The 18,693-nt window shown below is 32.8% G+C and carries 16 protein-coding genes; 7 read left to right on the top strand and 9 right to left on the bottom strand.

Annotated features, from left to right (window positions below):
- Window positions 1-35: 35 nt before the first annotated feature.
- Window positions 36-1,688 carry a hypothetical protein gene (locus ACN1AG_RS00765; protein WP_417905120.1) on the bottom strand — a complete coding sequence of 551 codons (1,653 nt, stop codon included), beginning with the start codon at window positions 1,686-1,688 and terminating at the stop codon, window positions 36-38.
- A gap of 191 nt (window positions 1,689-1,879) precedes the next feature.
- Between ACN1AG_RS00765 and ACN1AG_RS00760 the strand changes: the two genes are divergently transcribed.
- Both ACN1AG_RS00760 and ACN1AG_RS00755 read left to right on the top strand, forming a co-directional pair.
- Window positions 1,880-2,602, top strand: a complete 723-nt coding sequence (locus ACN1AG_RS00760; protein WP_417905119.1) for an alpha/beta hydrolase — start codon at window positions 1,880-1,882, stop codon at window positions 2,600-2,602.
- Between the two features lie 43 nt (window positions 2,603-2,645).
- A complete protein-coding gene (locus ACN1AG_RS00755; RefSeq protein ID WP_417905118.1) occupies window positions 2,646-4,721 on the top strand; it encodes a hypothetical protein in 2,076 nt (691 codons plus the stop codon).
- Between the two features lie 423 nt (window positions 4,722-5,144).
- Here the strand turns inward: ACN1AG_RS00755 and xth are convergent, their stop codons facing one another.
- Entirely contained in the window at window positions 5,145-5,924 is a 780-nt protein-coding gene (xth, locus tag ACN1AG_RS00750) for an exodeoxyribonuclease III (protein ID WP_417905117.1), read from the bottom strand.
- Window positions 5,925-6,194: 270 nt separating this feature from the next.
- Here xth and ACN1AG_RS00745 point away from each other — a divergent pair, with 270 nt between their 5' ends.
- Window positions 6,195-7,217 (top strand): hypothetical protein, encoded by a 1,023-nt coding sequence (locus tag ACN1AG_RS00745; RefSeq protein ID WP_417905116.1) that lies wholly within the window; start codon window positions 6,195-6,197, stop codon window positions 7,215-7,217.
- Between the two features lie 286 nt (window positions 7,218-7,503).
- On the opposite strand, the gene ACN1AG_RS00740 is transcribed toward ACN1AG_RS00745, so the two are convergent.
- A complete protein-coding gene (locus tag ACN1AG_RS00740) occupies window positions 7,504-7,971 on the bottom strand; it encodes a DUF2269 family protein (protein ID WP_367364683.1) in 468 nt (155 codons plus the stop codon).
- The gene (locus ACN1AG_RS00735) at window positions 7,971-9,263 is read right to left on the bottom strand and encodes an NAD(P)H-binding protein (protein ID WP_417905115.1); all 1,293 of its coding nucleotides are present in this window, start codon (window positions 9,261-9,263) and stop codon (window positions 7,971-7,973) included. The genes ACN1AG_RS00740 and ACN1AG_RS00735 overlap by 1 nt, the downstream gene beginning before the upstream one ends.
- A 579-nt stretch (window positions 9,264-9,842) precedes the next feature.
- Between ACN1AG_RS00735 and ACN1AG_RS00730 the strand changes: the two genes are divergently transcribed.
- Window positions 9,843-10,514 carry a bifunctional (p)ppGpp synthetase/guanosine-3',5'-bis(diphosphate) 3'-pyrophosphohydrolase gene (locus ACN1AG_RS00730; RefSeq protein WP_417905114.1) on the top strand — a complete coding sequence of 224 codons (672 nt, stop codon included), beginning with the start codon at window positions 9,843-9,845 and terminating at the stop codon, window positions 10,512-10,514.
- 427 nt (window positions 10,515-10,941) lie between these two features.
- Here ACN1AG_RS00730 and gmk read toward each other — a convergent pair whose 3' ends face one another.
- On the bottom strand, window positions 10,942-11,571 hold the full coding sequence (gene gmk / locus ACN1AG_RS00725; protein ID WP_417905113.1) for a guanylate kinase: 630 nt from the start codon (window positions 11,569-11,571) through the stop codon (window positions 10,942-10,944).
- Window positions 11,549-11,734, bottom strand: coding sequence for a DUF465 domain-containing protein (locus ACN1AG_RS00720; RefSeq protein WP_341755487.1), 186 nt, complete (start codon window positions 11,732-11,734; stop codon window positions 11,549-11,551). The genes gmk and ACN1AG_RS00720 overlap by 23 nt, the downstream gene beginning before the upstream one ends.
- Before the next feature lie 104 nt (window positions 11,735-11,838).
- On the opposite strand from ACN1AG_RS00720, the gene ACN1AG_RS00715 reads away from it, so the two are divergent.
- Both ACN1AG_RS00715 and ACN1AG_RS00710 read left to right on the top strand, forming a co-directional pair.
- A complete protein-coding gene (locus tag ACN1AG_RS00715; RefSeq protein ID WP_367364809.1) occupies window positions 11,839-12,426 on the top strand; it encodes a UbiX family flavin prenyltransferase in 588 nt (195 codons plus the stop codon).
- 59 nt (window positions 12,427-12,485) lie between these two features.
- Window positions 12,486-13,091: a carbonic anhydrase gene (locus ACN1AG_RS00710; protein ID WP_367364686.1), complete on the top strand. Its 606-nt coding sequence runs from the start codon at window positions 12,486-12,488 to the stop codon at window positions 13,089-13,091.
- 249 nt (window positions 13,092-13,340) lie between these two features.
- On the opposite strand, the gene groL is transcribed toward ACN1AG_RS00710, so the two are convergent.
- Together groL and ACN1AG_RS00700 are read right to left on the bottom strand one after the other, a co-directional pair.
- Entirely contained in the window at window positions 13,341-14,996 is a 1,656-nt protein-coding gene (gene groL, locus ACN1AG_RS00705) for a chaperonin GroEL (protein WP_367364687.1), read from the bottom strand.
- Window positions 14,997-15,026: 30 nt separating this feature from the next.
- Window positions 15,027-15,314 (bottom strand): co-chaperone GroES, encoded by a 288-nt coding sequence (locus ACN1AG_RS00700; protein ID WP_341761682.1) that lies wholly within the window; start codon window positions 15,312-15,314, stop codon window positions 15,027-15,029.
- Between the two features lie 612 nt (window positions 15,315-15,926).
- On the opposite strand from ACN1AG_RS00700, the gene ACN1AG_RS00695 reads away from it, so the two are divergent.
- Window positions 15,927-16,967, top strand: a complete 1,041-nt coding sequence (locus tag ACN1AG_RS00695) for an IS630 family transposase (protein ID WP_417905112.1) — start codon at window positions 15,927-15,929, stop codon at window positions 16,965-16,967.
- A 460-nt stretch (window positions 16,968-17,427) separates the two neighbouring features.
- Here the strand turns inward: ACN1AG_RS00695 and ACN1AG_RS00690 are convergent, their stop codons facing one another.
- The gene (locus tag ACN1AG_RS00690; RefSeq protein WP_417905111.1) at window positions 17,428-18,333 is read right to left on the bottom strand and encodes a hypothetical protein; all 906 of its coding nucleotides are present in this window, start codon (window positions 18,331-18,333) and stop codon (window positions 17,428-17,430) included.
- Between the last annotated feature and the right edge of the window lie 360 nt (window positions 18,334-18,693).

The raw sequence follows: 18,693 nt of genomic DNA, 5'->3' as shown, positions 1-18,693 counted from the left end.
ATAACAGAGATGATACTGAGCCTAGTATTAACTTGTTACATCGAATTGAAGTTATAGTTATATTTAGCAGAATATTCCCACATAGGATTCCAATAGGTTTCTAATAATATTTTACTAGCTTCTATACTATCTACAATGATGCCAAATTGTTGTAATGATGTTGGGTAAAAATTATGACTACCAAAATAAAAAACTTTGTCATCTACTATCCAAAACTTATTATGGCTTCTTGCATTGGTATTAATAATATGATTATAACTTATATAGGCAAGATGGAGATGCTGTTTTAATTCTTGTTCGGCTATTTTACTCTCAACATGATAATCAGAAACTATCGTATTAAGTATATAATCATATAAATATTGTAAATCTACATGATCTGAGTAATTAAATCTGAATAAGTTGCTGGTCACTATATATGTATCTACTGCATTATTATGTATAGCATGTGCTATTGCTTGGATAATATTACCATTAATAGTATTAATTGGTTGTAGAACTTTATTTGCCAGTGGATCATCCTCACCTTTATTAAATAGGGCTTGTTGGCTAATTTTGATAGAGCGAGTAGCATTTTTTAGAGCAAATACTCTTGCAATTTCTGATTGATCAGCATCATCGCCAATGCCAACTCCATTGTTCAATTTACTAATAAACATTGCCTGTACAGGTAATGAACTATTAATATTAAATTCGTTATTTAAGGAAATATCTTTAGCACATTTTGTTGAAATATTACCTCTCTTATATGTATAACAATGATTCACAAGGATATCTCGATGATGTTGGACATATTTCCATAATATATTAGCATAAGTTGTTGCCCCATTTACAACAGGTCCAAATATTTTAATATTGGCATCATTAACTGGCTCTGCTTGAGTGTAATCCTGACCAAATAAATTTTCTCCACCAGTGATTAATGTATTACCATCCACCGCAATAATTTTGCCATGATTCCAAGAGAAATCAAGAGAGATATCATGTTGTTTCTCTTGATTCCCACAATTGGATTTAAATGTACATGACCGAATATTAGTAATTGATATAATTAGTTTATTATTGGCTGGTAATTTAGAAATAATATTATTTAAATAGCTTTTCATCCATTCAGGTGGGACTTCTTTATACGTACCATATAATAAGCGTATAGTTATAAGATGAGGCGAATTAATGCTTTTTTTACCTAGCGTTATGATAGCATTTTTCAACATAGCAGTAAATGCTCCTGAACTAAAGTAATCTCTACCAAGAGTTGTAATATCTACAGATGTAGTAGCATTAATAATTGTATTATACATAGTGTCTAACACATTATATGCATTTGTTAAACATAATTTTCTATTATCCAAAGTAAAGTCAGCAGTTCGACAAGTACTGAGTCCACGGCAATCTGATTGAGTATGGCATATTGGGACGAAAAATTGTGCATCTATCACGTTATCTCCAACTGGCGTAAGCCCTGCTCCATATTCTTCTAAAGTAGCACCCCAAATATTTGGCGTTTGCAGTAACCAATTATTTGGTATTAAATAATTGGTTGAAGGTTTATTATAGGTAATATTGTTGTAACTTGGATATGTTATCAATAAATGTTGATATATACTATCAATTGACAATGGTTGTGCCAAAGCGGTTTTAATCGTAAATAATAAAATTAATAGTTTAATAATTAATATATTCTTCATGGTTATTTAAACGTACAAATTTGAATAATAAGAACTTAGCGGAAATACTAATTGATATCTAGGGGAATTTAAAAGTCGGTCTTGTAACATTGCTAACATATAGTTATCTTGAAATCTATAAAATGGCATGTTATAATTTTACTTTTTGGTCTTAGTGATCGATATAAATTAATATATTATATGTTATAATTATGGCTAACGTTTTTTTTAATGGTCCTGCCGGTCGGATCGAAGGGCTTTATACTAAATCTAGTAATCCTAAAGCTCCACTTGCTTTATTATTACATCCGCATCCGCTTTACGGTGGCACTATGAATAGCAAAGTAGTTTACAATGTCTATAAATCATTAGTAGCTAATGGGTTCACAGTACTCAGAATTAATTTTAGGGGCGTTGGGCGTTCCCAAGGAGAGTTTGATAATGGTATTGGCGAAATGACTGATGCTGCAACAGCACTTGATTGGCTGCAACTTAACAACCCTACTAGCACTCTAAATTTGATAGCGGGGTTTTCTTTTGGAGCATGGATAGCCATGCAACTTATCATGAGAAGGCCAGAGATTAATAATTTTATTACGATATCTCCGCCAGTGAATAAATATGATTTTTCTTTCTTGTCTCAATGCCCTATTTCTGGCTTTGTAATACAAGGTGACAATGATAGTATTGTATCCGAAGAATCAGTGCTTGAACTAGTAGATAAATTATCTAAGCAAAAACATATAACTGTCGACTATAAGATTATCCAAGGAGCCGATCATTTTTTTCGGAACAAACTTGGTGAATTTACCCAAGCAATTAATGATTACTTACAATTAAGGTTATTGAATAATCAGGTTACGCATTTAAAGAAGGATTTTTTAACTGAAGAAAATTTAGCAAACAAACCGCTACAAAAGGTTTTTTTAGATTAACTGCAATTAACAATTAATTATAAATTATAAAAATTAGATCTTTATGGCAATAAATCAAGAAGAAATTAAACAATTTTTACATACTCAATTATTTACAACTTTAATAAAACTTACAAAGTCAAATGGCAAAGATCAACTTGTAAATGACAGAATCTCTAGAAAATGTGAAGAACTTGCTAGTAGCGTGATAGCACTTGCTCAAGAACCATCAGAGTCTAATATTGATTTGTATAGAAAGAAAATGCGGAAACTTACACATTCTAAATACATTGTAGGTGAAGCATTAAAGGTAATAAAAGACGCGTTTCCTGGAGATCAAAATAAAAAGCTAAGGGAGCTAATAGATATTCCGCTTATGTATGCATTAGTTAAAGAAAATAAGCCAGCACGTCCAAAAAAGCTAAAAGAATCCAAAAAAATTCCACTTGAAGCTATGCTACGTGATAAAGCAACGGCTAACAAGACAGAATTTATACAAAAAGACAAGAAGAAAGCTGGTGTATCTGCTGGATATGTTGCTGAAGAAAAAGGAACACATAATACTTTCATGTTAAAACGTTTCTATAAACAGCATGTGCATTGTTTAGCTCTACATGGAGAAAAACAGCGAGAGCAAGCTTTAGCAGATCGGGATGATGGTGTGAGGGAGTTAATCGGTTCTTCTATGTATCAGTTTTTATTATATGATCGCACCCCTAAAGAGGCATTAGTAGTATCTAATCTAGCCAATTCATCATCAATTGGTATACGTTCTAAATTCTTTGATAATGTGGTACAGCTTGCAGAATTTGCTAAGGGTACTTATACTACTAGCGTTGGAGCAAATGATCAAAAATTAAAAGAATTAGAAGGATTTGAAAAGGTTATTGCTGCTTGTCATATGTTAGGGGAATTGGATTATCATGCTGGTAATTTGATGGTGCAGGATGGGAAGACTGTAACTAAAATAGATCATGGTAGATCTTTTGAAGTGTTTCACCAAGATTTTGGTGCTATGATTGAGGCAACACATAAAATGTTTTCAGAGGATGGAGTTAACTATACTGAAGCTATTAAGGCAGGTAATTTATCGTTTAACATTGAAAAATATAGTAAAGCATTAGCACAAATGACCAATCAGTTAAATGATCAGCAAATAGATGCTATAATTGATCAAAAAGTTGATGAATTGAAAAAACATGGGTTCTCTCCAGAAGGTCTCCTTGTAGCAGCTAGATTTGAAGGTGATAAATTTGAAGTAAAGTGCGTTAAGGATTTTAATGAATTAAGCACATTTTATAAAGAACATATCAAGGAAAATCTCAATAATATGAAAGAGGTAGCAAGAGCAGCAGACATAGTGGCTAAATTTAGTGATGTATCTCCTGAATTTAAAAACGGTCAGTGGTTAGAAACTTTTGCTAAATCTCCTATTAAAGACCCGGTAGCCTATGCAGCTCACCATAATATTCAAATTGAGGGAAAAAGTGCTTTACAGTGGGCTAGCGAACATGATTATCAAATTAAAGTTCCTGCTCAACCTGTAACAACAACTGTTCAAGAACAACAATGGCAAAAGAGTCGAGATGGTAAATGGCAAGAGGTAAAAGTCTCGGTGTCAAAGGTTCAAAAAAGTATAACAAGTTTGAATCCAACAGAATATGTTGCAGATATAAACAAACGTCTTCAATCTCTTGGAAATAAAGTTGAGGATTTCATAAAAGAAACAGTAACTAAAGACATTACTACAGAAAAACTAGAGCATTTTTATGACAAATTATTGACCCATCTAAAAAAAGAAAAGTACCTCACTGATGAAGATGTTAAGAAAATAAAGGAAGATCCGAATTATGACAAGAATATTATACAGACAGCTCGATTAATGGAAATGACGACCCCTGATTTAACTGTTGTAGAGAAGATGTGTTATAAGGTAGCAAATTTTTGTGAAAAAATAGGACTCTCTAATTTATCGAAGCATTTGATGCATAAAATTACTCCTGAAAAATTGGCTAAGATAGATGACACAGAAAAGGTTGTAGCTGAAAGCCTAAAAATTAAAGAAATATTGTTAGAACCTATAGTAAAACCTATAGCAGTAAAACCTATACCAAAAGCTAGCCTAGGTAAAGCAAGATAAACAAAATACCTTGCACTCGATAATCAAGTTTTTATTGAGTTATATAATTCATGGCATTTAAAAGTCATGAAAAGAAGCTGAAAAGATGTCATTCCTGCGTAGGCAGGAATCTAAAAAAATAACATGGATAATGTTGTTAGATATTTTAGATCCCTGGCTTCGCAGGGATGACACCGAGGCTATTAAACCGATGTCTTATACCATTTCCCATTATTAACTACGCTAATACTACAGCTGTAGTTACTACCCAAAGCTGTCATTCCCGCACAGGTAGCGGAATCTAAAAAAATAGCCTAAAAGACTATTAAACATTATTAGATCCCAGCTTTCGCTGGGATGACATCGTTGTGACATTAGTACTACAACTGTAGTGCTAAATAGCGTAGTTAATAATGGGAAATGGTATTACATCGATATTTGAGGTTAACTAAATATAGCAACAACGGGTATATGATCAGAAGGCTTAATTTTAGTTCGTAAATTATAATGCATGTAGCAATCATTTAGATAATCTGCAACATTGCTTGATGCAAGTATCATGTCAATACGCATACCTTTATTTTGTTCAAAGCAACCTGCTCTATAATCCCACCAAGAGAATTCTTGCTTAGTAGGATTTGATAATCTATATAAATCTTCAAAACTAGAATTTAAAATAATTCTCAGTCGTTGTTTTTCTTCACTAGTAAAACAAGTAGTATTTTGTAACTCTTTTGCTGAGTATACGTCAATATCAAAAGGAGCAATATTAAAATCTCCTCCAACTATCACCTTAGTATCAAGAGATCTCTTGGATTCAAAGTAATTAATTAAATTGTCATAAAATTCTAATTTCATCTTAAATTTATCACTACCTACCAATGAACCGTTAGGTGCGTATAATGAAGTGATACTACAAAAACCTATAGGAGTCTGTAGAGATATTTCTATAATCCGTGCTTGATTAGCACAATTAATACCCGGAAAGTCTTTTACCACTTCATCAGCTGGAAACTTTGATAAGATAGCCACACCATTATAGGATTTCTGACCATACACATAGAAATTATATGCTAGATCTGATAGTTCATCAAAAGGAAACTTATCAGTCTCACACTTGATTTCTTGTAACAAAACAATGTCTGGATCTACTTCTGTTAAAAAGTCCCGTAAATGTTGTAGTCTTATTCTTATAGAATTAATATTCCAAGTAGCTATTTTCATTTCTAATTCTTAGTGTAATTGACTATATTCGTGCCGTAACACTTGCTCATAAAGGTTTATTATAAGATAATATATTTTTTTAGAATGGAAAAATAATTATAGAATGTTATAATATTACTATAAAGTATTCAAAAAGAAAAGTACCTTATATTTACTTGTGTAATGGTTGATATTAGTTTACAATCTAATCTGTTATTGCAATTATCAGGAATAGAGAAAAGTTTACCTTGCGTGTGTTCGTAGTAAAAATTTATAAGTAGTTTTAATAAGATGACAAAAAAACAGAATATTCAAGAAGTTTCGGTTAAAAGTACTAAGGATCAGATCTTAGCAGCCTATAATGAGGTGGTAACAAAATTAACTGAAAAACAGGTTGCGAGTCCTCAAGAACATAAAAAGCAGGAAGAGAAACAACAAATAGTAACCAAAGCAATCAATAATTCATCGGATGATATATTAGCTGACTTAAGTACTTTAAAATCAAAGACTATTAAGAAAATTGATAATTTATCAGAACAATTGTTGGATGAGTTTCAAAAATTAGCCAATTTGCGTGAGGCTATTATTTTGGAACAAACGCATTTACAGGAACTATATCAAATTCATGAAACAGCAAATACTTTATCAGCTTTATTGCAAGCTCAATCTGAACAAAAAGAGCGTTTTGAGCTAGAAATGCAGCAAATAAAACAGAATTTTCAACAGGAAATGGCTAGTGAGAAATCCCATTGGCAACAACAACGTACGATTCTTGAGCAAGATTACAAGGAACAGAAAGATATTCTTGCAAAAACTAGAAAGCGTGAGGAAGAAGAATATAGTTATGCTTTGGAATTAAAGCGTCGCAAGGAAACTGATGAATATAATAACAAAAGAGTCATGATGGAAAAGGAATTATCTGACTTAAAAGATAATTTACTAAGACGAGAAGCTGATTTGGTAGCAAAAGAGCAGGACTATGATGCTTTAAAAGTGCAAGTGGAAGAAATGCCAAATAAAATAAAAGAGGCTATGGCAAATGCCGAAGAATTATTGCGTACACAATTATTACAACAATATGAGTTTGATAGCCAATTGAAGCAGAAAGAATATGATGGCATATTAAAACTAAACGAGCAGAGTATCGGTTATCTTGAAGACAAAATCAAGAAACAGGAAACATACATAAAAGAACTGACTGAGAAAGCAGATAATGCAACTAAGCAGGTACAATCAATTGCTTGCCGTGCCTTAGATACTTCGGGTCAACGCTTTGTGACTTTGGGTACAAGTAAGACTGAAGAAAAAAGTTGATATTTGTGACAACAACAAATAACAGAACAAATGCTATAGTAACCTGAATGCTATAGTAACCTGAATGCTATAGTAACCTGAGTTCGATGTAAGACATTGGTTTAATAGTCTCGATGTCCCGGTAAGAGTTTATGTCAATCCCTGCGAAAGCAGGGATATAACATACCTTCTATGCTATTTTTTTAGATTCTGCACCGAAGCAGGAATGACATAAACCCTTCGCAGGGACACCCTAGACTATTTCTTACATCGAATTGAGGAACTGTCTATAATATATCTAGATATTTTACATCGGCTTAAAAACCATTAAAAAGAAAATAATAACTAGGCTGATAAATGCTGGCCAGCCAAGATAAAACCATAAATTAAATAATTTATAATATTGTGCTGGTAATTGCTCATTATTTTTTAATGTTCTGACTGCAATATTCCGTAATTGTATTTGAATCCATACTACTGGTAGCCAACATGCTCCTGTAATAGCGTATCCTAAATAAGTTAAAACAAGCCATAAATCAAAGAAATCATATCCAATTATATTGATTAATATTATGCCACTAATTGGTTGAATAATAGCACTAGTGGTAGTAAAGAGAAAATCGGCAATAACCGTAGTACGTGCTGCATAAACTTTGGCTGCTAAATCCCCGGTTTTATTAGCCCACCACATAAAAAAAGCAATACCAATACCTGTACCAAACAAAATAGTAGAGCTAATGATGTGAATAGTTTTGACGACAGAATACCAATCCATTATTTATCCTTTTCTATAGCAAGTAAGACAAGAGTAAGAAGTATTATAGGAATATTTTTAGTAAGTGACCCCAAGGGTTCTAGCCATAAATCAGGCTTAAGAAAGGTTAGAAAAAATGTATAAGCTAGCATTAATAAAATCTGTAGTATACATACCCCTATAATTCTTGGCTTGATAATCATCATAGTTCCAAGAATTATATCAGCAAGACAGCTTGAATATAACATAACTTGTGCAATTTGCTTGCTAAACCCTAACTCTGTTATTATTTTCAGACCTCGTTCTGAAGTAAAAACCCCCGTAATGACGCCTGTCATAATCCAAAATAAACCTAAAATGATTTTTAATAGTGGTTTCAACAAAAAAAGTCTTGCATGCCATAGTGATTGAACAGTAAGAGGTTCAGTGGCTAATCCTTGCTCAAAACTTCTTGGAACGACAGAAGTAAAATTGATAAAGTCTTTCTTATCTGCAATATTTGGTTGTAATAGCATATTATATGAAGTGCTATTAAGTGGGCCTATACTAAAAAAGTCTCCTAACTTAGCTGCAATTCTAATAAATATTAAAGGAATCTTTATTAGTTTGGCAGGATCTAGACCAAGCCAGCTCCTAAAATTAATCAATATATCTTTTACTGTAACTATTTCTGGACCAACTATTTTTAATACTCTACAAATTTCCCCTTCTCTTTTAGTGCAATTAACAACCACTTTAGTTAAGTCATCCATATGTATGGGTTGGAATTGTTGTGATCCATCTCCTATTAAAGGAATAAACCAAGGTAAAGCTGAAAGAGATCTAAATAATGAAGTACCTCCATAACAACCACTTGTATACACAAGCGATGGTTGTAAAATTACCCAATCAATATTTTCTAAAGTTTTTAAATAATTGTCAATTTTTTTCTTTGTTACAGCATAGTCAGTAGTTTTCTCATTATCTATACCAAGAGCTGAAATATGAATAATTCTTTTTACTTTAGCTAAAATACATGCATCAAATAAAGCTTTTGGACCAAAGAAATGAACATTCTCTATTTTGTTGTTATTAGTTGAAGTTAACACTCCGGATACATTAATGACTACATCAATATTTTGTAAATTGTTAAGCCACTTTTGTTGATCAGTATCATTGTTAAAATCACAAGCTAAAATTTCTAGGTTAGGAAATTTTCTTTTAGTAGCTTTTATATCTCTAACTGCACAAACTACATCATGATTATCTTTTAATAACTCAGCGGTAATATATGAACCAATAAAACCATTAGCACCTACTACTAAAACTCTCACCCTATCCTCTCTATTATTTTCTTATAGCTAAAACTTTCCCGCGAATTAGCTATATAACCTGAATTCGATGTAACTTGTTACATCGAATTCAGGTTATAATAACATAAAATAACTAAACACTAAGTACATTAATCTCAATTCGATATAAAAATTATTAATGGATGTTACGCAATAAACGATGAACTATGCAAGCTGAGTAGCAAAAATTGAAAACCGTCTTGAACCTTTTGCACTCATTTAAAATAATAATTAACCTCAAGTATTGATGTAATAAATTAATAGTAGGCTCAAGTAATCATCGCCATCATAGTTGATGACACCTTAGGCTATTAAACCGATGCTTTACATCAATACTTGAGGTTAATTATTTAACAAATTATATCATTTGGAAACTCTTTCTTATTTATAAATTAATAATTTAATCTTGACAGGGGAATAGTTTTTATTAATATTACGGGTATATTCGATGCTTTTGAAGAGTAAATACTTGCGAATTCCTGATAGTAAAGACAACGACAACGCAATTCTTGATTTTCATTGACTATATATAATAATCTAAATCAATAATAAAGTAACAGTATGAGTTTTATGTTATACGAGGATATTGATAATTTACACAATATCACTGATATTATTAGTACTAAATTGCAAGAGAATTCTATAGTGGCGAAGATATCTTGCAGATTAAAAGATCCTCATTCTATCTTAAAGAAATTGGTAAGAAAAGGTATTGGTTTTCATCAATTAACTGACCTCGTTGCTTTTAGAATTATAGTTGATACGCAAGAAGACTGTTATAAAGTACTGGATATTATTAATGATATATATCCTAGTAACCATGAAAAATATAAAGACTATATTGTTAATCCCAAAGATAACGGCTATAGTTCCTTACATATTGTGACTACTATTGGTACATTTAGACGTAATGTGGAAATACAAGTACGGACTAGTCAAATGCATGATATAGCAGAGTTTGGCATCGCTAATCATGGTGAATATAAAGAAGCACAAGAAGCAAGGATAAAAAAATTATTTTCTCCAGAATTACTTAATATAATTGTTCTTCATATCGGACTAAATAATTTATATAAACTTTTTGAACAATTTAATTGGACTATGTCTGAACTGGTTGCTTATGAACAAGAAATTAAAAATTTTTGGGATAATTTTCAAGATAACTTGCAGACAATACAAGATCAATTTATAAAAGAAATAAATGTAGACCAGTTAAAGAGAAATTTTATCTAATTAACCTGAATTCGATGTAACAAGTTACATCGAACTTTCGTGTTATATATAGAAACAATCAGGTTTGAAGCGACTGCCCACCTGATTGTTAAATATAACACTCCATTCAATATGTGATTTTAATAATTAACCTCAGCTCGATGTAAGAATAATTATTATTCTCTGCACGCTCGATGTCATCCCTGCGAAGGCAGGGATCTAAAAATGTTTAAGCACTTAATCCTTGCTACTTCTTTAGACCCCTGCCTACGCAGGGGTGACATCACCCACAATAGAGATGATACTGGGTCTAGTATTAACTTGTTACATCGAATTCAGGTTAATTTAACAATCAGATGCAGAGCCGTCTCAAATCTGATTGTTTCTATAATTTCACCGAATTGTGGATAAGAATTTGTCAATTCTTATCCACAATTCGCGTATAACGTCAGAGTTGGTCATGCCAATCATTATAAAACTTGCCTAAATCAAGTCTTATTCTTTTCGATCGCTCAGCAGTAATTATAGAGTATATTGTTTCAAGAGTGGTATCAAAATCATCGTTAATAACCACGTAATCATATTGTTTGGCATAATACACTTCTTTAGTAGCCAATTTCATACGCAACTTTATTGATTCTTTACTATCTTGCCCTCTATCTTTAATTCGTTGTTGCAAAATACTAGGACTTGGTGGCAAAATAAAAATTGTAATTACATTTGGTAAGGTTTTTTTTATTAGCTTTGTACCTTGCCAATCTATATCAAACAAAACATCTAACCCTTGATTTAGTAAGTCTTCTACAACTTTTTTAGGTGTTCCATAATAATTATTGTAAATATTTGCATATTCAAGAAATGCATCTTGCTCAATTAATTTATTAAATTCCTCTTTGGTCTTGAAATAGTAACTTACTCCATCAACTTCATCTGTTCTTGGCCTTCTAGTAGTTGCAGAAACGGATAATCTAAGATTACTGTCGATTTTTAAAATTGCTCTAGCTAAGCTAGATTTACCAGTAGCCGAGGGCGAAGACAAAATAATAGCTAATCCTTTACTTCTGAGAGATAGTAGCATTCTTGGTGAAACCTTTATATAGCAATAAGATTTTATCTTTTAATATTAATTTTTGTTTCTTTAACTGCCTGACTTTAGTATTATCTTGCAAATGCAAAAATCCGGTATTTATTAGTCTTTCTAAATCATTATGTTTTTTTTGTAAACTTTGTATGTGGCTCATGAGACTCATATGCAAACTCCATAATCAGTTAAAAGCTTGGTTTTTTGTAAACCAAGCTTCATTTTAATATAAGCAAATACACTTTGAAAGGAAAAAATATAGCTATGACTAGCGATAATAAAAAAAAATTGCTTGTGGCAATCTCTGGAGCTTCTGGAGCAATATACGGTATAAGGTTACTTGAGATTCTGAGGCAGATAAATATTGAGAGTCATCTAATTATTTCAAAATCTGCTCATCTTACCATATTACATGAGACGAATTATTCCATAGAACAAGTAAAAGATATAGCAGATTACTGTTACAATCTTTCTGATATTGGGGCTAGGGTTTCTTGCGGTGCTTTTAGGACATTTGGCATGATAATAGCCCCATGTAGCATGAGAACTCTAGCATCAATTGCTGGCAGTATTGAGAATAATTTAATCAGTAGAGCAGCAGGGGTTATACTAAAAGAACGAAGAAAACTGGTGTTGATGATAAGAGAGACGCCTTTACATCTAGGTCATTTAGAAAATATGTTAAAAGTAACGAATTATGGTGGGATAATTGCACCTCCAGTACCTGCTTTTTATAATTTACCTAAAACCTTGGATGACATGATAAATTATTCAATTTCGCGGGTTCTTGATATTTTTGATATTAACACTGATTTAATAAAACGTTGGGATGGTATGCCTACAAAAATTTAAAATCTATTAGTGCTTGAAAAATATCTGCTATAATTGCAGTGACGTCTTGAGGGTCATATATGCAACAAAGTTTTGAAAAAATACTAAAAGGCTATCAGCTATTTAGAAAAAAATATGCTTATGGTAATAAATCTATTATGCAGAGTCTATCCCGTGATGGTCAACAACCAAAGATTATGGTGGTTGCTTGTTGTGATGCACGAGTAGATCCGGCATTAATACTACAATGTGATCCAGGGGATTTATTTGTTGTACGTAATGTAGCAAATATTGTTCCTCCTTACGAAAAAGATGGATCTCATCATGGCACAAGTGCTGCCTTAGAGTTTGGAATATGCTTTTTGAAAGTTGAACACTTAATTGTATTAGGACATAGCCAATGTGGAGGAATTCAAGAATTATTAAATAGTGACGATAGAGTGCAGAATGATTTTATAACCAACTGGGTTTCTCTGATAAAAACACCTAATTTTAGACATCATAATGCTGATGATTATACAAAATTAGCACTTAAACAATCACATCAAAATTGTATGACGTTTCCATGGATTAATGAACTAGTGACCAAGAAAGAGCTAATTATTCATTTATGGTTTTTTGATATAAAAACTGGGCAAATTTTTACTTATTCTGATAAGCAACAAACATATCTACCCCTTGCTTAGGTTCTTGAGTATATACTCGATGAAAATCAACAATTGCGTTGTCGTTTTCCAAGATTTCCGGTACTCACGTACTAAATGTACGCCTAACACCTCGACCCTTCGACTCCTGCTACTATCATAATTTTGATTCTATCATCTATCAACTCTTCATTTACGAGCAGTATACTCAAATGAATGGTAAAAAGATGCCATCCCTACAAGAAAGCAGAGGGATGACATCAAAGTGTTGTTCGTATGAGGAAATGAGCGTTAGAAGTCCATACCGCCCATGCCGCCCATACCACCACCCATGCCACCACGTGGCATAGTAGGTTCATCTTTATCAGTTGGTTCATCAATAATAAATGCTTCAGTAGTAATAATCAAAGAAGCAACTGATGCTGCATCTTGCAAAGCTGTACGTACAACTTTTGTTGGATCGATAATACCAGCTTTAATCATATCAACATAAGTCATGTCTTGAGCATTGAAGCCAAAATGTTTGTCTTTACTATCATTAAGTTTTGCAACTACAATAGCTCCTTCCTCGCCCGCATTTTTTGCAATTTGTTTTACTGGAGCTTGCAATGCCTTCTTAACTATGTCAATACCAGCCTGTTGATCTTTGTTAGTACTTTTTAACGCTTCTAAAGCTTTTGCTGCATAGAAAAGAGTGACCCCACCCCCTGCAACAACACCTTCTTCTACTGCAGCTCTAGTAGCATGCAGGGCATCCTCGACACGATCTTTTCTTTCTTTTACTTCAACTTCAGTAGCACCGCCAACTTTTAAGACAGCTACGCCACCAGCAAGTTTAGCCAAACGCTCTTGTAATTTTTCTTTATCGTAATCTGAAGTAGATTCATCAATTTGTTTACGAATTTGTGAACAACGAGTAGCGATATCAGCCTTACTACCAGCACCGTCAATTATGACAGTATTTTCTTTAGAGATGGTAACTTTTTTAGCAGTACCCAACATTTTGATATTAACATTCTCAAGCTTCATACCAAGATCTTCGCTGATAAGCTGACCACCTGTTAAAATAGAGATATCTTCCATCATGAATTTTTTTCTATCACCAAAGCCAGGAGCTTTAACTGCAGCAACTTTTAACCCACCACGTAATTTATTTACTACTAGGGTAGCAAGTGCTTCTCCTTCTACATCTTCAGCAATTACTAGTAAAGGACGTCCTGATTGCATTACCGCTTCAAGTACTGGTAACATTTGTTGTAAATTTGATAATTTCTTTTCAAATAGTAAGATAAAAGGATTTTCCAATTCTACTACCATCTTTTCGGAATTAGTAACAAAATATGGTGATAGATAACCTCTATCAAACATCATACCTTCAACTACATCTACTTCGAAACTAAAATTTTTGGCTTCTTCGACGGTAATTACTCCCTCTTTGCCTACTCTTTCCATAGCTATAGCAATTTTTTCACCAATTTCTTTATCACCATTTGATGAAATAGTACCAACTTGAGCAATCTCCTCTTGGCTACTGATCTTTTTACTTGCTTTCCTAATTTCTTCAACTACTAGGTTAACCGCTAAGTCTATACCGCGTTTTATATCCATAGGATTTAAACCAGCTGCTACAGCTTCATTACCTTTTTTTACTATTGCTTGAGTTAGCACAGTTGCGGTAGTTGTTCCATCACCAGCAACATCAGATGTTTTGCTAGCCACAGATTTCACTAATTGAGCACCCAAATTCTGAGCTTTGTCTTTTAGTTCAATGGCTTTTGCAACAGTTACACCATCTTTGGTTAGTCTTGGTGCCCCGAATGATTGTTCAATTACAACATTTCTACCTTTTGGACCTAATGTTACTTTTACGGTATCAGCTAAAATATTAATACCTTTTAGCATTTGTTCACGTGCATGTGAACCGTGTTTTATTAATTTTGCTGCCATATATATATTCTCCTTACAATAAATAAATTATTAACCAATTATGCCCATGACATCACTTTCTTTCATAATGACCAAATCTAAACCATCAACTTTTACTTCAGTGCCAGCCCATTTGCCATAAAGTACTTTATCTCCTACTTTAATTTCTAATGGATGGACAGTACCATTCTCACTTCTTGTTCCCTTACCTACAGCTACTACTTCACCTTGTATTGGTTTTTCCTTTGCTGTATCAGGAATAATAATTCCTCCACTTGTTTTTTCTTCTTGTTGAATTGGTTTTACCGCAATTCTATCGTGCAATGGTCTAAAAGACATTCTTACCTCCATAGATTTTTAATACTTATAATGTGTATTCTATATATGCTTGATTTTGTAACAGTTCAAGGGGTAAAAAGAAAAATTTTTAAGAAAAATATTCTGTGAACAAAATATTGTGTATATTTATAAAAGTCTAATAAAGTTTAATAATGGAACAACAGAAACAGAGTGTTAGTTAAATAATTATTTATGTTTAGACCAATACTATAGTAAAATCCTATATAGTTAATAGACAAAGCTAACCCGAGAATGCAGGGTAATTTAAAAGTCACAATCATTAGTTGTTATAGATGCAAATTTAACCACTACCGATGTCATCCCAGCGTAGACTGGGATCTATATTACTTAATAGTCTTTCAGGCTATTTTTTTTAGATTCCCGCCTACGCGGGAATGACATCGAGTACATATTAAGCACTTTTTCCCTTATCTATTAGGCTTACAACCCGACTTTTAAATTACCCTGCCGAGAATGTTTGAGTTATATGTTGACATAATGCGTATCATTTTGTTTGGTGCTTATCATAGTACCCTAACCTGAATTCGATGTATACTACTCATAAATGAAGAGTTGCAAAGACAGGAGAGATATTATAAAGTTTAGGACATTATGAGAAAGAATGTATTGACAGAAGAACAAAGAGAAAAGTTGAAGGAACGTCATAAGACAGAACGAGACGGACGCATACGTGATCGTATTAAGGCAGTTTTGATGTATGACGATGGGTATAGTAATGTAGAGATTGCTAAGGTACTACTCTTGAGCCACGAAGCGATAAGAAAACATATTGTTGATTATCAAAAAGCCAATAAGCTTGCTACCGACAATGGAGGTAGCACAAGCAAATTAAGTGATGGTGATAGGGCAGAATTAGTGACTCACCTAGAAGCAAATAATTATGTTTATGCTAAAGATATCATGCATCACATTGAGAACAAATATGGGGTGACATATACGATAACGGGAGTAACAAAATTACTATACAAACTGGGTTTTGTTTACAAGAAGCCGAAAGTAGTACCGGCTAAGCTGGATTTTGACAAGCAAGAATTATTTAAGTTAAACTACAGTTTACTAAAAGGGAATCTCAGAGATAAGGAAGCCATATATTTTATGGATGGTGTTCATCCTCAGTATCAAGCAAGGGCAAGGTGCGGTTGGATAAGAAAGAACCAAGATAAGACCTTACCAACATTCAGTGGCTGGAGAAGAAAGCACATGATTGGTGCTATTAACCTAGCCGATTTACAGTTAGTAAGCACAGAGAACCCCAAAATAAATGGGGAGCAGATAGTTAATTTTCTACAAAGGTTGGAAGAGGAGAATAGTGACAAGGAAAGAATATATTTAATTTGTGACAATGCTAGTTACCACAAATCCAAGAAAGTTAAGGAATACCTAGTAAATACTAAAATAGAGCTAGTATTTTTGCCACCATATAGCCCAAATCTTAACCCAATTGAGAGATTATGGAAGTTTATGCACAGTATTACAACTAATAATAAATTTTATCATAATTTTGAACAATTTTCGGAAGCAATAAACAAATTTTTTAGCAACATCGGCGATTATAAAGATAGGTTACGTACCTTAATAAACGATAATTTCCAGACTATTACCGTTAACCATTTTTGCAACTCTTCAGGTTAATTGAGTATAACAAGTTACATCGAACTTTCGTGTTATATATAGAAACAATCAGGTTTGAAGCGGCTGCCCACCTGATTGTTAAAATATAACACTCCATTCAATATGTGATTTTAATAATTAAAATCACATATTGAATGATGAAAAAAGTTAAAATGCACTCGCAGAATCGTTTCAAGAGTGCATTTTTCCTTATAACAAAGCCGGTTCAATATAAGAATTATTAATTCTTATATCGAACTGAGGTTACCCTACATTTTTTATATAACCACTATTAAAATGGCTGCTGATCGTCTATTAGAGAGGAGTCGCTGAAAGCGGCGACGCGGCAATCTAGGATACGCGAAGCGTACTAGAAAAAACAGCTTCGCTGTTTACTTGGATCGCCACGGCATCTAAAGAGCCTTGCTATGACGATTATAGAAAAATGTAGGGTACTATGGGTGCTTATATCGAACTGAGCTTAATTATGATGATATAAATCACCTAAAAGAGTCTCATCAGATACATCATGCACTGCTTCACTATAATATTTACTATATGGAGGTGGTGCTGGAAGTAGTGGTGCAACTTTACGAGCTTTCGGAGGACAGTTCATTGTATGGGATATAGTTGTAATATCTGAAGGTAGTTGCGGGCATAAATGATCAAGTGGTAGTACACTAGGTGGTGCTGAATCTGCTGCTGGATGGTTGTTAGTAGTAACATACGTATTATTACAATTACTTGATCCTTCAGGAGGAGTTGATAGGGATAGTTCTGGAGCACTTGGTTCACGCTCATATTCAGCCTGACGTGCCTCTAGTATTGTCTCATATTCTCCCCGTTTAACTTCTAAATATTCATCCAAATTTTTAAGAAAAGTATTTTCCAATATTTTACTAACTTTTAAATATTTATCCAAATTTTCAAAAAAAGTATTTTCCAATATTCTACTTATCCATGGTGTAGACTCCTTAATTATATAGCTCAACCCAGCAATCTTCAGTGCTTCCTTAAAATTATGTTGGTCAATACATTTAAGTAACTTTCTAGCTTGAATTATTTCGTCTATTTGGTCACTGCGTTCTTCAAAATTTCTGCAATCATCTATATCATACCTTAGTAAGGTAGAATTTTTTATATATAGACCCTTTAAACTAACTTTTAATTCCCGACTAGCCAATTTTAGTTCCTGACTAGTTATTAATTTACTTTCCGTATTTTTTACAAAATTACAACATTTTTCCAAATCAGCAGCCTTCAATATCTCATGAACACTACTATCAGTAGCAAATAACTTTTTAGCTCGTTCTATTTTATCAATTTCATTCTTAAGTAATTGTATTGTGGTAGAAAACCTTTCTAATAGCATACGATCTTTTGACATAATAAACACATATTAAGATTATATTAATTATGACATAATATAATCTTAATATATATTAATATGCAAGATTTAGTAACAATATAGTTAAAATTAGTTATCTAAATTGTCTTATTTATATCATGATAACATACAATAACCTCAAATATTGATGTAAGACATCGGTTTAATAGCCTAGGGTGTTCATCCCTGCCTCTTCGGATGTCACCCCTGCTTCGGTGCGGGGTCTAAAAAATTTTAAAAAATCCTCTTGGTTTATTTTTCTAGATCCCAGCTTTCGCTGGGATGACATCATGGCAGTAACATCACCCCTAATGGCTATGATTACTTGAGCTTACTATTAATTTATTACATCAAACTGAG

It is taken from the genome of Candidatus Tisiphia endosymbiont of Micropterix aruncella, assembly GCF_965178575.1.
Taxonomy (GTDB): domain Bacteria; phylum Pseudomonadota; class Alphaproteobacteria; order Rickettsiales; family Rickettsiaceae; genus Tisiphia.
The sequence above is the reverse complement of the archived record's forward strand: the minus strand, read 5'-3'. Positions and strand labels throughout refer to the sequence as shown.